14 protein-coding genes and 1 CRISPR repeat array (1 of these 15 running past the window's edge) are annotated in these 15,372 nt (G+C 66.8%); of the genes, 8 read left to right on the top strand and 6 right to left on the bottom strand.

Annotation, left to right across the window (positions count from 1 at the left end; genetic code table 11):
• A CRISPR array of direct repeats spans nt 1-781; the repeat unit is 36 nt; unit sequence GTTGCCGCTGGACCGCAATCTCTGAGCGGCTATGCT; it reaches 441 nt to the left of the window's first position.
• Between the two features lie 73 nt (nt 782-854).
• The 4 genes from cas2 to pyk all read right to left on the bottom strand — a co-directional run bounded on the left by cas2 (nt 855) and on the right by pyk (nt 7,249).
• Nucleotides 855-1,160, bottom strand: a complete 306-nt coding sequence (cas2, locus tag QE385_RS07970) for a CRISPR-associated endonuclease Cas2 (RefSeq protein WP_307104624.1) — start codon at nt 1,158-1,160, stop codon at nt 855-857.
• A 44-nt stretch (nt 1,161-1,204) separates the two neighbouring features.
• Nucleotides 1,205-2,134, bottom strand: a complete 930-nt coding sequence (gene cas1, locus QE385_RS07965; protein WP_307100704.1) for a type II CRISPR-associated endonuclease Cas1 — start codon at nt 2,132-2,134, stop codon at nt 1,205-1,207.
• Nucleotides 2,135-2,149: 15 nt separating this feature from the next.
• A complete protein-coding gene (cas9, locus tag QE385_RS07960; RefSeq protein ID WP_307100702.1) occupies nt 2,150-5,464 on the bottom strand; it encodes a type II CRISPR RNA-guided endonuclease Cas9 in 3,315 nt (1,104 codons plus the stop codon).
• A gap of 315 nt (nt 5,465-5,779) precedes the next feature.
• Nucleotides 5,780-7,249, bottom strand: a complete 1,470-nt coding sequence (gene pyk / locus QE385_RS07955) for a pyruvate kinase (RefSeq protein ID WP_307100699.1) — start codon at nt 7,247-7,249, stop codon at nt 5,780-5,782.
• Between the two features lie 71 nt (nt 7,250-7,320).
• On the opposite strand from pyk, the gene QE385_RS07950 reads away from it, so the two are divergent.
• From QE385_RS07950 to QE385_RS07940, 3 genes are all read left to right on the top strand, one after another.
• Nucleotides 7,321-7,623: a DUF1244 domain-containing protein gene (locus QE385_RS07950; protein WP_261268945.1), complete on the top strand. Its 303-nt coding sequence runs from the start codon at nt 7,321-7,323 to the stop codon at nt 7,621-7,623.
• Between the two features lie 171 nt (nt 7,624-7,794).
• Nucleotides 7,795-8,055, top strand: coding sequence for a DUF2312 domain-containing protein (locus tag QE385_RS07945; protein WP_261268946.1), 261 nt, complete (start codon nt 7,795-7,797; stop codon nt 8,053-8,055).
• A 161-nt stretch (nt 8,056-8,216) separates the two neighbouring features.
• Nucleotides 8,217-8,585 (top strand): hypothetical protein, encoded by a 369-nt coding sequence (locus tag QE385_RS07940; RefSeq protein ID WP_307100698.1) that lies wholly within the window; start codon nt 8,217-8,219, stop codon nt 8,583-8,585.
• Nucleotides 8,586-8,663: 78 nt separating this feature from the next.
• Here the strand turns inward: QE385_RS07940 and QE385_RS07935 are convergent, their stop codons facing one another.
• A complete protein-coding gene (locus QE385_RS07935) occupies nt 8,664-10,127 on the bottom strand; it encodes an ATP-binding protein (RefSeq protein WP_307100696.1) in 1,464 nt (487 codons plus the stop codon).
• Nucleotides 10,128-10,196: 69 nt separating this feature from the next.
• Between QE385_RS07935 and QE385_RS07930 the strand changes: the two genes are divergently transcribed.
• The 4 genes from QE385_RS07930 to ruvA all read left to right on the top strand — a co-directional run bounded on the left by QE385_RS07930 (nt 10,197) and on the right by ruvA (nt 13,018).
• Nucleotides 10,197-10,736 carry a DUF1003 domain-containing protein gene (locus QE385_RS07930; protein ID WP_307100694.1) on the top strand — a complete coding sequence of 180 codons (540 nt, stop codon included), beginning with the start codon at nt 10,197-10,199 and terminating at the stop codon, nt 10,734-10,736.
• A gap of 27 nt (nt 10,737-10,763) precedes the next feature.
• A complete protein-coding gene (locus QE385_RS07925; RefSeq protein WP_307100692.1) occupies nt 10,764-11,507 on the top strand; it encodes a YebC/PmpR family DNA-binding transcriptional regulator in 744 nt (247 codons plus the stop codon).
• A gap of 104 nt (nt 11,508-11,611) precedes the next feature.
• Nucleotides 11,612-12,130, top strand: a complete 519-nt coding sequence (ruvC, locus tag QE385_RS07920) for a crossover junction endodeoxyribonuclease RuvC (protein WP_307100690.1) — start codon at nt 11,612-11,614, stop codon at nt 12,128-12,130.
• Nucleotides 12,131-12,418: 288 nt separating this feature from the next.
• Nucleotides 12,419-13,018, top strand: coding sequence for a Holliday junction branch migration protein RuvA (ruvA, locus tag QE385_RS07915; RefSeq protein ID WP_307100688.1), 600 nt, complete (start codon nt 12,419-12,421; stop codon nt 13,016-13,018).
• A gap of 4 nt (nt 13,019-13,022) precedes the next feature.
• Here the strand turns inward: ruvA and QE385_RS07910 are convergent, their stop codons facing one another.
• Complete coding sequence (locus tag QE385_RS07910; protein ID WP_307104622.1) at nt 13,023-13,925, bottom strand: 2-hydroxyacid dehydrogenase; 903 nt, start codon at nt 13,923-13,925, stop codon at nt 13,023-13,025.
• A gap of 182 nt (nt 13,926-14,107) precedes the next feature.
• On the opposite strand from QE385_RS07910, the gene ruvB reads away from it, so the two are divergent.
• Complete coding sequence (gene ruvB / locus QE385_RS07905; RefSeq protein ID WP_307100686.1) at nt 14,108-15,133, top strand: Holliday junction branch migration DNA helicase RuvB; 1,026 nt, start codon at nt 14,108-14,110, stop codon at nt 15,131-15,133.
• Nucleotides 15,134-15,372 lie beyond the last annotated feature (239 nt).

Below are 15,372 nucleotides of genomic sequence, written 5' to 3'. Positions count from 1 at the left end.
TCTGAAGGGTCGCCGTCGACAGTTGCCGCTGGACCGCAATCTCTGAGCGGCTATGCTCGATCTCCTGTCCAAGTCGGTGTTCACCTAGTTGCCGCTGGACCGCAATCTCTGAGCGGCTATGCTATTTTCCAGTGTGATTAAGCACGCTGCTGAGTTGCCGCTGGACCGCAATCTCTGAGCGGCTATGCTCGACCGCAAGCTGTGGGGCGCGGTCGACTGGTTGCCGCTGGACCGCAATCTCTGAGCGGCTATGCTGTTTAACGAGGTTGGGAGTTGGGTCGGGTGGTTGCCGCTGGACCGCAATCTCTGAGCGGCTATGCTCAAGGCATTGCTGACGCAATGGCCGAACAAGTTGCCGCTGGACCGCAATCTCTGAGCGGCTATGCTGCTTCGCCTGATTGGCAAGTGGAACCGCAGTTGCCGCTGGACCGCAATCTCTGAGCGGCTATGCTCTGGTTCGTCATTAGCCGAGTTTGCCAAGAGTTGCCGCTGGACCGCAATCTCTGAGCGGCTATGCTGTGTGTCGTCAAATGGCAAATGGCAGCAAGTTGCCGCTGGACCGCAATCTCTGAGCGGCTATGCTCTAGGAGTGGAAGCGTCCATAGTGCCGATAGTTGCCGCTGGACCGCAATCTCTGAGCGGCTATGCTCCGGCTGTCAGCCGCGATCGCGACGAACGCGTTGCCGCTGGACCGCAATCTCTGAGCGGCTATGCTGCTGCCCGTGCCCGAACCCGCGAACAGGAAGTTGCCGCTGGACCGCAATCTCTGAGCGGCTATGCTGGATGGTGGGATATCGTGTTGATCCGCAACGACGAAATCCCCCATCCGGCATAGTCAAACCCTTCGCGAATCATCAGAACAGTGCCAGTTGGTCGGGGTTTTTTCGCGGCTGTCGGCGGGACTGGCCGGCGAAGCGGATGATGTTTTCATACTGGCGGTCGGTAAAGCTCAAGATGTGAACCTCTCCCTTCTCGGGCAGATGGGCTTCGATACGACGCAGATAGGCCTCCATCTGTTCCTTGCCGCTGCAAAAGCGGGCATAGACCGAAAACTGGCTTTTCTCGAATCCTTCGTCGAGCAGATATTCGCGGAACTTGGTCGCCGCGCGGGCCTCCGACTTGGTGGTCACCGGCAGGTCGAACATCACGAAGATCCACATCAGCCGATATCCCGACAATTGCCCGATGCCTGGCGATCCCATGGTCATCGGACCAGGCCGTCCAGCCCGGCCAGCTCCAGCGCGGAGGGCGGCAGGGGCAGGATCAGGTCCGCAGCACGCCCGGTCTGAAAGCTGCGCGCCAGCGTCTGGGCGACGCGCTGGATGGCGAGCCAGACGGTGGTGATCCCGTCGTCCAGCATCAGGTCGACTGCGATCAGCCCGGCATAGGCACGCTTGGCCTCGGGCGTGACGCGGGTGATGTCGCGCGCAATCAGCCTCAGGGTCAGCGCATCGACCAGCGCGCGAAACGGCTCGATCACGTCGTCGGCCAGCGCCAGCGGATTGCCGCGATGCGCATGATGCACCCCGATCGACGGATGCAGCCCTGCCGCGACCACCGCGCGGGCACAGGTCGCGCGCATCACTGCATAGCCATAGTTGAGCAGCGCATTGGTGCCGTCCGCATCCCGGTCACGACGAAAGGTCTCGCCCATCAGCAGCGGCCAGTATCGCCGCGCCGCCTGTGCCTCGACATTTTCGGGGTCGCCCGACCCGACCTTGCGCGCCAGATGGTCGAAGGCGGTGGCGGAATGCCCGTTGGCGGCCAGCACCGCGCCCTGCCAGCGGATCTTGGCGACGACCAGCGCGCGCCACAGCTGCTTCGACAGCGGCCGGCCGGCCTCCCATTGCGCGCGCATCCGGCCGTTCTGCGCATGATGGCCGTCGATCGGCAGGCAGATGGCGGCAGGGCTGTGATTGGCGCCGCATAGCAGCAGGACCGCGCCCCGCTCGGCCAGCGCGACGATCAGGTTGGTCGACCAGGTGATGCCATGCGCATGGACGATGACCGCGCCGACATCGTCGAGCGGCACGCGGCCGACCTCGACCCGATCCTCCGAGACGATCAAGAAGCCGCGATGGACGGACAGATGCCGGTTATCGGTGGCGATATCGACGATCCGTTCCAGCCCCATCGCGGCGCGCGTCCGTCAGTCGGCCGGCGCGGCGCGGGGGCGGGTGCGCCTTACGGTCTTGCGGGCGGGAAAGCCGGGGTCGAGCACACGGCCGAGTTCGTCGATGCGCACCTGCCGGGCCCGAAGCTTCTTGAGGCCGCCAGCCGTCGGTGCGGAATATTTGAAAGGATCTTCGTCATTGGCGGTTGCGTCGCGCCGCTTCAGATCGCCCGCCTCCTGCGGAGCCGCCAGCGTCACCTGACCATTCTGGCCGAATTTGACGACACGCATCAGTCGTCGTTCGCCGCCATCCGGTTCGATAGCGATGATGTCATTCTGCTGAAGGCTGAGAACCCTTTTGGCGGCGGGGTGGGGGCGGGCAGGGGCGCCGGACTGATGCGCGTCGAACATCGAGATGATGCTGCTCTGTTCACGGGCATCGGGATCGTGCCAGCGGGTAAGCCACTTCCCGTCGGGCATCTCCCATACGTCGTACCGGTAATTGCTGTCGCCCTTATAGCCCTTGTACGCGCGGCCATCGCGGTCGCGGATCGGGATGATGGTCAGGGGCTCGGTCACGCGCACCCGGCGGATGCCGCGGTAGAGCAGGGGGCCGAGTTCGCCGAAGCGCGCCATCCGGGCCTCGAACGCCTTGCCGTCATGCCCCTGGGTGAATTCGGCCAGCGCGGTTCGGAGCAGCGGATCGCGGACCCGGGCGATATCGGCGGGCTTCCTGATCGCGCCCAGCGGCACGCGCCGGACGACGATGCTGTTGCCCTTGGCATCCGTCTCGCCCGTCAGGCCATAGGCGGTGTCGTTGTGCAGCCGCCCGGCGGTCTGGTCGCGACCGGGGCGCAGGCCCGCCTTGGACACCGTGCCGTGATCGGGGCGGTGCGACACGATGATGCGGTTGACCGCCGCGCGCAGATCGTCGCGAAAGCCGTCCCATGGCGCGGGGACATGGATTCGCTCGCGCCCCTCGCTCCCCTCCTGACCCGAAGCGCGGGCGATGGCGTTCAGCATGCCCCGGTCGACGATCGCGACCACGACCGCGTCGATGGCGTGATGGCGATGGTCGAGCCGGTTCTTGGGCTGGTCCGCGCCGCCGCCGAAATTATGGTCGGGTAGCAGATCGTTCAGCCCCAGCTTGCGCCGGACCATCTCGGTCAGGCGGCCGGGCGATACCCAGACGGGGTTCGATCCCTCCCCGCGTCCGGGATAGAGCGAGGTCAGATATTCGCGCGCCAGCCGCCCGAGATATTGGGTGTCGACCAGATGCCGCGCCAGGAAGCCGCCATCCTGCGCGAAACGCTGCATCGCATCGGGTTCGAACCGCCAGCGTTTGGCCTTGGGTAGCCGAGAGGCACGTTCGGCGATCCCCGGCCAGCGATCGGTATGACCCCAGGCTTCATAGGGCGAACGACGCCGCTTCTCGCGATTGGCCTCGCGCAGGCAGAGCAGCTTGTTGCCGTTCGAATCGTCCAGCGTCTCGGCAAAGGGCAGGATGTGATCGACCTCGACTTGGGCCGAGAACAGCATGTCGATCGAAATCTGTTCGCCGGTATAGATGCAGCGGCGGTCGAGCACATTGCCCGGATTGAGTTCCTCCCACAGTTTTAGAAGCGCGCGGTTCGCACCGCTGTCACGCTGGCGAATCTCCTCCAGCTTGCGGGACCGCCCCTCGGCGGCGAGGCGGTTCTCGGCATTTTCGCGGTTGCGCCGCTTCTTTTCCTCGTCGGTCAGCTTCAGTTCGCGGGCGAGTTCGACCGCGATTTCGTCGGGCGGGCCATAGGCGCGGATCAGGCGGTTCACGACATGGCGAAGCTGGTTCAGCCCGATATGCACCGTGGGGTTGGTCAGGCGGCCGATCCGCATCTCCTCGGGATCGGTCGGCTCGGCGGTGCCCGGCATGATATGCCGTTCCAGCGCGACGCCGTAATAGGGCAGTTCGCTGACCTCCCTATCGGAGTCGTCGCGGCGGAAATCGCTGTGATGGCCGAGGCCCGATCTCTGCACCGCCTCGCTATAGACCAGGACCCGGCCATCCTCGGTCCGGTCGTGGAGCAGCGAGTCGATCAGCGTCGTCGTCGCGGTCGGCCCGAAGCGGCCATGCCCGTCCGGCAAGCGCGCGCCCAGCACCGCCCGGGCCTCGTCCTCCGAAAGCCCATGGGTCTGCCGCAGCCAGTCCGCGAACGCCGCCTCGTCGCGTTCGCTCTCGACCGCCGTCAGCCGCTGCACCACCTCCCATTGCGCCTCGGTCGACAGATGCGCCCAGCGCGTCCCGAACCGCTTCTTTGCACCCAGTTCGGCGGCGACCTCGTCACCCTTCAATTCGGTGCGGTTCTCGCTCTCCTTGTTGAAACGGTCGGCGGGATCGAGCTTCAGCTGCTTGCGCAGGGCGGCGAAGCTCATTTTCGCGCGCGTCTTGAGCGCCAGGAACAGGACATCGCGCTGCTCGGGCGTCAGCCGCTGCGCGATCTCGCCCGCCCGCACGATCGTCAGCGCGTTGATCTCCTCGAGCAGGCGGCGCTTCTGGAACAGCGGATGCGCCTTGGCCAGACGCGTCTCGCCGGGGACCAGCGTGCATTGCCCGACCGGCGGGGCCTTGAGCGGGCGCTGGTGAAAGATGATCTCGTACAGCCGGTCATGGACCTCGCGCGTCAGCACGGTCGGGTGATGCGGCGCCTGTGCCGCCCAGATCTCGGCGAACTCCTCGGCGATCAGCGCGCGTGAGGGGTAGAAGTCATAGCCGTCGCCCTTGGCCCCCTCGCCGGTTTCGGGGCGCAGCCGGGTGCGGACCGAGGGGATATGGTTGGCATCCTCCGCCGCCTGACGCCGTCGATGGAGAAATTCGCCCAGCGTCCGGGCATCGCTTTCCCGCATCTGCCGGGTCAGCCGGTCGACGCCGACCGCGATCTTGCCCGCCTCGTCATCCTGGCCGCGATCGGTCTTGCGGTTGGACTGGAAACCGCGTCGCTGGTTGAGGTGGAACAGCGCACGGCCCAGCTCGAACGGCGACAGCGCCTCATCCAGCGCGCGGGCGCGCAGGGCATAGGGGTCCTCGACCGCGAGCCTCTGTCGCTCGGCCTGGTCAGCGGGGAAAAGCCCGTCGCGAATCAGATATTTGATGAGTGCGGCCTGACGCTGCTTGAATCGGTCGCGCCGCCGCCGCATCGCGCGGGCGGCGCGCCGGTCGACGGCCAGCGAGGCACCCGACTTGGGATCGCGCCCGTCGCTGAAGATTCGCGATCCCATGGCGAGGATTCCGTTTGGATTGCCCGCGCCGTTTAGGTGCAGCGCGGCCCAGCCCAGCGAATTCGCGCCCAGATCCAGTCCCAGTCGCCAGCCCATCTGCTCCCCCGTCCATCTCTTCGTTCGGCCGAATGATGGACGCGTTTATCTTGGGACGAAAGTCCTTGGGCGGAAACCGGAAGATGGTTCGTTCCGGCGGCAAATCGCACTTGACTGACGCCGCGAAATCGCAAAGACTGCGGGCCTCAGAGATTGCGGTACTGGCGGCTAACAAGCAGTCATGTCTGCACCAGATAAGGCCAGCGCTACGGCGCTGGCTTTTTTCTTGTCCGGCGTTGGTGATGTCGCATGGAAAAGGGCGACGGAGCATTCGCCCCGCCGCCCTTGACTGTTCATGCGTACAGGCGCGGAAACTTACGCTTCCGCCTGGTCGCCATAATTGGCCAGCTCGTCGCCCATGATGCGGGTGACGTGCAGGACGTTGGTTGATCCCGGCGTGCGGAAGGGGACGCCCGCCATCAGCACGACCTGGTTGCCCGCCTCGGCGATGCCGTGGCGCAGCGCCATGCGCTTGGACTTGGCGACCATCTCCTCGAACGACTCGACGTCGCGGGTATGGACCGCATGCGTTCCCCAGAGCAGGCCCAGGCGGCGCGCCGTTTCCAGCTGCGGAGTCAGGACCAGGATCGGCACCGAGGGCCGCTCGCGCGCGACGCGGCGCGCGGTCGAGCCGCTGGAGGTGAAGCAGATGATCGCCTTGGACGACACGGTGCGCGAGATGCCCGCCGCCGCCGCCGCCAGCGCGTCGGCGGTGGTCGGGTCGGGGGTCATCGCGGTGAAGTGGACGCGGTCGCCGTGACCGGGGTCGTTTTCCACCGACACGCCGATCGCGTTCATCATCGCGACCGATTCGACCGGCCAGGCGCCCGCCGCCGACTCGGCCGACAGCATGATCGCATCGGCGCCGTCATAGATGGCGGTCGCCACGTCCGACACCTCGGCGCGGGTGGGCGAGGGGCTCTGGATCATCGATTCGAGCATCTGCGTCGCCACGACGACCGGGCGGCCCATGCGGCGCGACACCTCGACGATGCGCTTCTGGAGCGGCGGGACGGCCTGGGGCGGCAGCTCGACGCCCAGGTCGCCGCGCGCGACCATCACGCCGTCGCACTGCTCGACAATCTCCTCCAGCCGGTCGATCGCCTGCGGCTTCTCGATCTTGGCGAGCAGCGCGGCACGCCCCTTGATCAGGCCGCGCGCCTCCATCAGATCCTCGGGCCGCTGGACGAAGGACAGCGCGATCCAGTCCACGCCCTGCTCGACCGCGAAGGCCAGGTCCGAACGGTCCTTCTCGGTCAGCGCGGCCATGGGCAGCACCACGTCGGGAACGTTCAGCCCCTTGTTGTTCGACAGCGCGCCGCCGACCTCGACCAGCGTCGTGATCTTCTGTTCGTCATGGAAGGCGACGCGCAGCACCAGCTTGCCGTCGTCGAGCAGCAGGCGCGCGCCCGGCTCGATCGCGGCGAAAATCTCCTTGTGGGGGAGTTCGACGCGGGTGGCGTCGCCCGGCGTCGGATCCCGGTCGAGCACGAAGGTGCTGCCGGTTTCCAGCATCACCTTGCCTTGCGCGAACTTGCCGACGCGCAGCTTGGGCCCCTGAAGATCGGCGAGGATCGTGGTCGGGCGACCGAACCGCTCCTCGAGCGCGCGGATCGCCTGGATCAGCGGAACCTTGGACTGCTGGTCGCCATGGCTCATATTGATTCGGAAGGCGTCGGCCCCTGCCTGAAACAGGGTGGCGATCATTTCGGGATCGCTGCTGGCCGGGCCAAGCGTGGCAAGAACGCGGACTTTTCGCGAACGCGGGGGGAGGGCCTGGGTCATCTTACATCCTGCTTCTTTTCTGGGTGCGTCCTAAAGCCTAATGCGGCGCGATCAACCTTGGAGAGACGAATATGGCCGATGCAGTGGATGCGTTGAATGCAATCGATGACAATGCGGCGGCGGCGGCCTTTCGGCGGCTGGTCCTGCATCTGCGCCACCGGACCGATGCGCAGAATGTCGACCTGATGGGGCTGGCGGGCTTTTGCCGCAACTGCCTGTCCGACTGGGTGGGCGAGGCCGCAGGGGTCGACAAGGCGACCGCGCGCGAAGCGATCTACGGCATGCCCTATGACCAGTGGAAGGCGCAGCATCAGGGCGAAGCGACGCCCGAGCAGCTGGCGCGCATGGCCGAAAGCGTGAAGAAGAACGCCTGACGAACATGCCCGCTTGAGCATGTCGCGTTAAGCGCCTAGACCCGCCGCCGATCCCGACATGGGGCCTGATCCGGCCGCGCCAGACCGACCTTCGCTTGATTGAGGGGGCAGGTACGGGCCGCGACATGGATTCGGTCATGCGGGCCTATCGGTATTCAGAGGGTTAAGACGATGGCGGACGATAATTACGACAGCAGCGGCAATGTGACGGCCGACGAGCTGCGCCTGCTGATCGAGCGGGCCGAGCGGCTGGAAGAAGAGAAGAAGGGCATTTCGGACGACATCAAGGACGTCTTCGCCGAAGCCAAGGCGCGCGGGTACGACCCCAAGGCGATCAAGAAGATCATGCAGATTCGCAAGAAGAAGCGTGAGGAATATCAGGAAGAGGAAGCGATCCTCGAAGTGTATATGAAGGCGCTGGGCATGATCTGATCCCGGTTTTCCGGTTTCAGGATGCGAAGGGCGGCGGGGCTTTGGGCTCCGTCGCCCTTTTTGTTTGTGGCAGGCGGCGGGGCGTGGCCTTCGACTTCGCTCAGGCTGAACGGAGGAGGTGCTTGATGGCAGTGGGGTGATCGGGCATGTCTTGTTTCATTATGCTGATCCTCCCTTTCGCGCTGCTTTCCGTTGCGATCGACAAGCCCTTCCCGGAACAGATGCCGGTTTTCATGGAAGCCTGTCTGGGGGAGGCCGTTGATGCGGGTTACGTCAGTGACACTGAAGAAAGCCACAAATACATCTGTGCCGGAAAGGCGGCGGACAAGCTATGGGCGTTCCTGGAGCGGTATAGGATCGAATCCTATGAGCAGGACACCCCAGAGGGCAAATGGCTGGGGCGTGAATTTCCTCTGGGGGGCTGTTTCAATCGCGTTCGGATGCCGGATGGCGGGCCATTGGTGCCAGGACTGTCGTGCACAATCTGGGTGCCACGACTGAAGGACAACGCTTCGGCTCCCAAGCCCTAATCTTCGCGACAATATGAAGGATTGCCCTTCCCCAACTTCCGTTCAGCCTGAGCGAAGTCGAAGGCCAAGGGCAAACCCTCACCCCATCTCCGCCGCCTGGGTCGTCCAGCCCAGCCGCGGGATCGTGATCGACCGCTTCCCCGTCAGATCGGTGCGGCACACGAACAGGTCGCGACTCTCGATATAGGCGATCAGCCGCTTCACCCGGCCTAGCGAGCTGGTGCCATAGGTCTCGGCGATCTTGGTATCCGGCGGGCAGGGCAGGCCCTCCCGCGCCGCGCGTGCGACGAGCAGGAACGCGCCCAGCATGTCGTCGGGCAGCATCCCGGCCAGCGCCAGCGCCTCCTGCCAGTCGGGATCGTTCACATCGAAAATCCCCGCCCGCGCGCAGGACAGCCGCCGGGCAAAGCCGTTCAGGTCGAGCGGCGGCCGCGCGAGCCCCGCCATCCGGCAGCGCACCTGGAAATCCTGGAACAGGACCGAGGCGGGGCGGAAGGTCGATTCGGGGTCCTCGACGATCGCGCGCAGCACCTGTTCGTAGATCGCCTCGACTTCGCCCTCGTCCATTTCCGGCGCGGGCGGCGCGGCGGTGGTGGGCAAGGGCGGGCGCCCGAGATCGGCCATCAGTTCCTCGGCGGGCACCCGGCGCGGGCGCGGGTCGAAGGTCATGGGTAGGGTCGGCGCTTCCTCGACCGGCGCGAAGAGCAGTTCCTGCAAATCGGGCGGCGGCGCGTCGGGCAGGGGGGTCAGCTTGGGGCTGCCCGACCGCGCCGAGGTCTCGACCGCGCCGATCTTCACCGTGATCGGCCGCCGCGAGACGGCGGGCCCCAGCGCCAGGAAGGTGCCGCGCGCCAGATCGCGGATCGAGTCGGCCTGGCGCCGCTCCATGCCCAGCAGGTCGGCGGCGCGGGCCATGTCGATGTCGAGGAAGGTGCGGCCCATCAGGAAGTTGGACGCCTCGGCCGCGACGTTCTTGGCCAGCTTGGCGAGTCGCTGGGTCGCGATCACCCCCGCGAGGCCACGCTTGCGCCCACGACACATCAAATTGGTCATGGCGGACAGCGAGGCGCGGCGGACCTCCTCCGACACTTCGCCGCCGGTGGTGGGGGCGAAGAGCTGCGCCTCGTCGACCACGACCAGCGCGGGATACCAATGCTCGCGCGGCGCATCGAACAGCGCGTTCAGGAACGTCGCGGCGCAGCGCATCTGTCCCTCGATCTCGAGTCCCTCGAGACTCAGCACCACCGAGGCGCGGTGTTCGCGAATCCGCGCGCCGAACCGCCCGACCTCGCGCTCGGCATAGTCGCCCGCCTCGATCACGACATGGCCATAAGCCTTGGAAAGCGTGACGAAATCGCCCTCCGGGTCGATCACCACCTGTTGCACCTGGCCCGCCGATTTCTCGAGCAGGCGGCGCAGCAGATGCGACTTTCCCGATCCCGAATTGCCCTGCACCAGCAGGCGGGTCGCCAGCAGTTCCTCAAGATCGATCGGCACCGACGAGCCACGCTCATCGGTTCCCATATCCACGCGTACCGTCATGACTCTGGCGTTTGGCCGATCAACGCCCCAAGGAGCAAGGCATTTGATTCCCCGAGGGAGCGACCGAACATGGCCCTGTCGACCGCCGCCGAAATCGCCCGCCGTACGCTGGGCAAGCCCGCGCACGAACTGGACGAGGAAGAACGCCAGGTCATCGCCGACATCGAGTCGGGCCAGCTGAGCACCCGCGACGCCGCCGATGTCGCGGACGAAAGCTCGACCTGGGGCGAGAAACTGGCCGACCGGGTGGCGGCGGTCGGTGGCAGCTGGGGCTTCATCATCACCTTTTCGGTGATCCTGCTGGGGTGGATGTTGCTGAACTCGGACGTGCTCGGCCATTTCGGGCTGGTCTTCGATCCCTATCCGTACATCTTCCTCAACCTGATGCTCTCGACGCTGGCGGCGATCCAGGCGCCGGTCATCATGATGAGCCAGAACCGGCAATCGGCCAAGGATCGGCTGGCCGCCAGTCTCGACTATCGCACCAATTTGCGCGCCGAGATCGACATATTACGACTGCATCACAAGCTGGACAGCGCGGTCGTCGAACGACTCGACTCGCTGGAGGCGAAGATCGACGGGTTGGCAAAAGCCCTTGCGCGGTCGTAGAGAGCGCGATCATTTTACGAGGCACCGATGGCAGGCCACAGCAAATTCAAGAACATCATGCACCGCAAGGGCGCGCAGGATAAGAAGCGCTCGGCGGCATTTTCCAAGCTTTCCCGCGAAATCACCGTCGCGGCCAAGATGGGCACGCCCGACCCGGACATGAATCCGCGTCTGCGCGCCGCCGTCAACGCGGCCAAGGCGGCCTCGATGCCCAAGGACAATATCGCCCGCGCCATCGACAAGGCCTCGCGCGGCGACGGGGAGAATTACGAGGAAATCCGCTATGAGGGCTTCGGCCCCGGCGGCGTCAGCCTGATCATCGAGGCGCTGACCGACAATCGCAACCGCACCGCGACCAATGTGCGCACCGCGGTGTCGAAGAATGGCGGCAATCTGGGCACCGCCGGCTCGGTCAGCCACGGCTTCGACCGGATGGGCCTGATCAACTATCCCGCCAGCGCGGGCGACGCCGAAAAGGTGTTCGAGGCGGCGCTGGAAGCCGGGGCCGAGGACGTGACCTCCACCGAGGACGGCCACGAGATCTGGACGGCGCAGGCCGATCTGCATGAAGTCGCCAAGGCGCTGGAGCCCGTGCTGGGCGAGGCGGAAGGCGCCAAGCTCGCCTGGCGTCCGCAGACCATGGTCGCGGTCGACGAAGCGGCGGCGGCTACTTTGTTCAAGCTGATCGACACGTTGGATGACGACGACGACGTCCAGACCGTCTGGGGCAATTACGAAGTCTCCGACGAAGTGATGGAAAAGCTCGGCTAACCCCTATTCCTCCCCAAGCTCGGCTTGGGGAGGGGGACCGCGCGGCATGGCCGCGTGGTGGAGGGGCAAGCCACGCGCAAGATAACCCCTCCCGAAAGCCCGTCATGACCCTACCCCCCGCCATCATCCTCGGCCTCGACCCCGGTCTCGGCACCACCGGCTGGGGGGTGATCGCGGCGGAGGGCAACCGCCTGCGCCATGTCGCCAACGGCCAGATCAAGACCGAGCCGTCGATGCCGCTGCCGCGCCGCCTCGCGAACCTGCACGCCGCGCTCTACGACGTGATCCGCCAGCAGCAGCCCGACGGCGCGGCGGTGGAAGAGGTGCTGGGCAACAGCAACGCGCAATCCACGCTGAAACTGGGCCAAGCGCGCGGCATCGTCCTGTTGTCGGCGGCGCAGGCCGGGCTGATCGTCGGCGAATATCACCCGAGCATCGTCAAGAAGGCGACGGTCGGCACCGGCGGCGCGGACAAGAAACAGGTGCAGGCGATGGTCGGCCACCTGCTCCCCGGCGTGAAGCTGGCGGGGCCGGACGCGGCGGACGCGCTCGCGGTGGCGATCACCCATGCCCACCATTTGGCCAGCGCGCGGGCGATGCAGCGGCGGACTTCTGCTTTTTAAGGGGTGTGGGTTCGCGCGAAGCCGCGATGACGCGAAGAAGAGAAGGATTTGTTCGCGCGGAGGCGCAGAGGACGCAGAGATGGTTGGTATGCCGCGCCAGCGGCCCTCCTTATCTCTACGGTTGATGGTATAGCCTGGGCTTCGCCCAACAGGACGCCGTCTCTGCGCCCTCCGCGCCTCTGCGCGCACAAACCTTCTTCGCGCCATCGCGGCTTCGCGTGAACCCGTTCCACCAGCAACATCGGCGAGGGGCGTGACGAAACCCCCGTTTTGTTCTAATCCGTCGCCATGATCGCGCATCTCAAGGGACGTTTGGACTCCACCGGCATCGACCATGCGGTGATCGATGTCGGGGGGGTCGGCTATCTGGTCGGCGCCTCGGCGCGCACGCTATCCTCGATCGGCCCGGTGGGCGAGGCGGCGATGCTGCATACCGAGATGCTGGTATCGGAGGATTCGATCCGCCTCGTCGGTTTCGCCAGCGCGGACGAGCGGGACTGGTTCCGGTTGCTGACCGGGGTGCAGGGCGTGGGGTCGCGGGTGGCGCTGGCCATCCTGTCGGCGCTGGAGCCCGCCGACCTGATGCGCGCGATCGCCAGCGGCGACAAGGCGATGGTCGCGCGCGCCAATGGCGTCGGGCCGAAGCTGGCGCAGCGGATCGTGATGGAGTTGAAGGACAAGGTCGGCGGCATCGTCCTGGCGCCCGGATCGGGCGGCGGTGCGGCGACGCCGGTCGGGGCGGGCGCGGATGCGGTGTCGGCGCTGCTCAACCTGGGCTTCCGTCCCGCCGAGGCGAGCGCGGCGGTGGCTTCGGCCGAGGAGGAACTGGGGGCGGGCGCGACCCTCGATGCGCTGGTGCGGCTGGCGCTGCGCAAGGCGGCCAAATAGGGGTTCAACCCAGCAACCCCGGCGGCTCGCGTCCCGCGAAATGCGCCTCCAGATTGGCGACCACCATCGCCGCCATCTCGGCCCGCGCCTCGCGTGTGGCGCTGCCCTGATGCGGGGCGAGCACGACATGGTTCATCCGGCGCAGCGCATAGGGCACGTCGGGTTCCTCGGCGAACACGTCCAGCCCCGCACCCGCGATCCGGTGCGCCTCCAGCGCGGCGATCAGCGCCTCCTCGTCGATCAGGCTGCCGCGCGCGATATTGACGATCACCCCCTCCGGCCCCAGCCGGTCGAGCATCGCCGCATCGACCAGATGGTGCGTGTCCGCCCCGCCCGGCGCGGCGAGGATCAGCACGTCGCTCTCCGCCGCCAGCGTCGCCGGGTCGGGAACGAAGCGCCATGGCACGGGCTTGGCCGAGCGGGCGGTGTAGAGGATCTCGCTGGCGAAGGGCTCGGCGCGCCGGGCGATCGCCTGGCCGATCCGGCCCAGCCCGAAGATGCCGATCCGCCGCCCGCTCGCGCGTCGGCCCAGCGGCACCGTCCAGTTGCCCATCCGCATCGCACGGTCGTTGGCGGCGACCCGCCGCTCGACCGCCAGCCACAGCGCGATCGCCTGGTCGGCGACATCCTCGGTCAGCGCATCGGGGGTGATCGCGATGCAGATGCCGCGCGCGGCCACCGCCTCGCGGTCGATCCGGTCATGGCCGACGCCGTGCACCGCGATGATCTCCAGCGCGGGCAGCCGGTCGAGCAGCGCTTGGTCGACCGTCATCATCCCGCCGCCGACGATCGCGCGGGTCGAGGGCGGGGCGTCGTCGCGGTGAAGCTGGAAGCGCTCGGCAAGCGCCAGTTCCAGCGCGGGCGGAATGGACGTGGCCAGGAAGAGGTCGTGCGGCATGCCCGCCAGTCTAGCGCGATTTGCGGCGAAAGTCCGCCACATGAGGCAAGCGCAACGGGCCGGGCCGCACAGCCGGTGACGCCATGGCTGTCCCTGTCGGCCACAGGCTGCTATGTTCGTGCAATGTTCGCCGTTTCTGCCTTTCTTCCGCTGCTCGACAGCCACGCCGTCCAGCCGCTAGGGCGCGTGTCGTGACCGACCAAGACCGTCTTCTGTCCGCCAGCCGCCGTCCCGAGGATGTCGACGCCGCGCTCCGCCCCAAGAGCCTGGACGAGTTTGTCGGCCAGCAGGCCGCACGCGACAATCTGCGCGTCTTCATCCAGGCGGCGAAGGGGCGCGGCGACGCGCTGGACCATGTGCTGTTCTTCGGCCCGCCGGGGCTGGGCAAGACGACGCTGGCGCAGATCATCGCGCGCGAGATGGGGGTGGGGTTCCGCGCGACCTCGGGCCCGGTCATCGCCAAGTCGGGCGATCTCGCCGCGCTGCTCACCAATCTCGAGGATGGCGACGTCCTGTTCATCGACGAGATCCACCGCCTGCAACCCGCGGTCGAGGAAGTCCTCTACCCCGCGATGGAGGACCGCGTCCTCGACCTGATGATCGGCGAGGGGCCGTCGGCGCGCTCGGTACGGATCGACCTGCCGCGCTTCACGCTGGTCGGGGCGACGACGCGCCAGGGGCTGCTGACCACCCCCTTGCGCGATCGATTCGGCATTCCGGTGCGCCTGCAATTCTATACGGTCGCCGAGCTGACCCGCGTCGTGACCCGCGCCGCGCGGCTGCTCGACCTGCCCATCGCCGAGGACGGCGCGGTCGAGGTCGCGCGCCGGTCGCGCGGGACGCCGCGTATCGCGGGGCGGCTGCTGCGCCGGGTGCGCGACTTCGCGACAGTGGCGGGGCATGAGATCGTCCATGCCGCCGCCGCCGACCAGGCGCTCAACCGGCTGGAGGTCGACTCGCTGGGGCTGGATGCGATGGACCGGCGCTATCTGACGATGATCGCCGATGTCTATCGCGGCGGCCCGGTGGGGGTGGAAACGCTCGCCGCCGGACTGTCCGAGCCGCGCGACACGATCGAGGAGGTGATCGAGCCCTATCTGATCCAGCTCGGCCTGCTGGCGCGGACGGCGCGGGGGCGTATCCTGAATGCGGGCGGGTGGAAGCATCTGGGGCTGAACCCGCCGGTGGGGGCGCAGGACGGGTTGTTCGACGCCTGAGGGGCGGGCGGGGCCTTTCGAAAAGGACCCCCGCCGGTCGGGCGACCGGCAGGGGCCAGGCAGGGTATAACTCGGCTCGGCCCTCGGTCGGCTGGACCGGGCGGGAGTGTCGTCGCCATCCTGCATGATCGGCAGGCCATCCGGAGAAGCCGGGCCGCCGCCATCCAACGAAGCCTTGCCGCATCGGTTTCGTTGATCCCGTCGAACAGATGGAAAACGCGTCGCATAGTATTATGCGG

Origin of the sequence: Sphingomonas sp. SORGH_AS_0950 (assembly GCF_030818415.1) — a bacterium.
GTDB lineage: Bacteria > Pseudomonadota > Alphaproteobacteria > Sphingomonadales > Sphingomonadaceae > Sphingomonas.
Note: the sequence above shows the minus strand (reverse complement) of the source record. Positions and strands in the feature narration are given on the sequence as shown.

Excerpts from the sequence above, each read along its gene's own strand:
- cas9 (WP_307100702.1), bottom strand. The coding sequence starts at position 5,464 with ATGGGCTGGCGACTGGGACTGGATCTGGGCGCGAATTCGCTGGGCTGG.
- pyk (WP_307100699.1), bottom strand. The coding sequence starts at position 7,249 with ATGACCCAGGCCCTCCCCCCGCGTTCGCGAAAAGTCCGCGTTCTTGCC.
- QE385_RS07940 (WP_307100698.1), top strand. The coding sequence starts at position 8,217 with ATGCTGATCCTCCCTTTCGCGCTGCTTTCCGTTGCGATCGACAAGCCC.
- QE385_RS07950 (WP_261268945.1), top strand. The coding sequence starts at position 7,321 with ATGGCCGATGCAGTGGATGCGTTGAATGCAATCGATGACAATGCGGCG.
- QE385_RS07945 (WP_261268946.1), top strand. The coding sequence starts at position 7,795 with ATGGCGGACGATAATTACGACAGCAGCGGCAATGTGACGGCCGACGAG.
- ruvA (WP_307100688.1), top strand. The coding sequence starts at position 12,419 with ATGATCGCGCATCTCAAGGGACGTTTGGACTCCACCGGCATCGACCAT.
- QE385_RS07925 (WP_307100692.1), top strand. The coding sequence starts at position 10,764 with ATGGCAGGCCACAGCAAATTCAAGAACATCATGCACCGCAAGGGCGCG.
- cas2 (WP_307104624.1), bottom strand. The coding sequence starts at position 1,160 with ATGTGGATCTTCGTGATGTTCGACCTGCCGGTGACCACCAAGTCGGAG.
- ruvC (WP_307100690.1), top strand. The coding sequence starts at position 11,612 with ATGACCCTACCCCCCGCCATCATCCTCGGCCTCGACCCCGGTCTCGGC.
- QE385_RS07930 (WP_307100694.1), top strand. The coding sequence starts at position 10,197 with ATGGCCCTGTCGACCGCCGCCGAAATCGCCCGCCGTACGCTGGGCAAG.
- cas1 (WP_307100704.1), bottom strand. The coding sequence starts at position 2,134 with ATGGGGCTGGAACGGATCGTCGATATCGCCACCGATAACCGGCATCTG.
- QE385_RS07935 (WP_307100696.1), bottom strand. The coding sequence starts at position 10,127 with ATGACGGTACGCGTGGATATGGGAACCGATGAGCGTGGCTCGTCGGTG.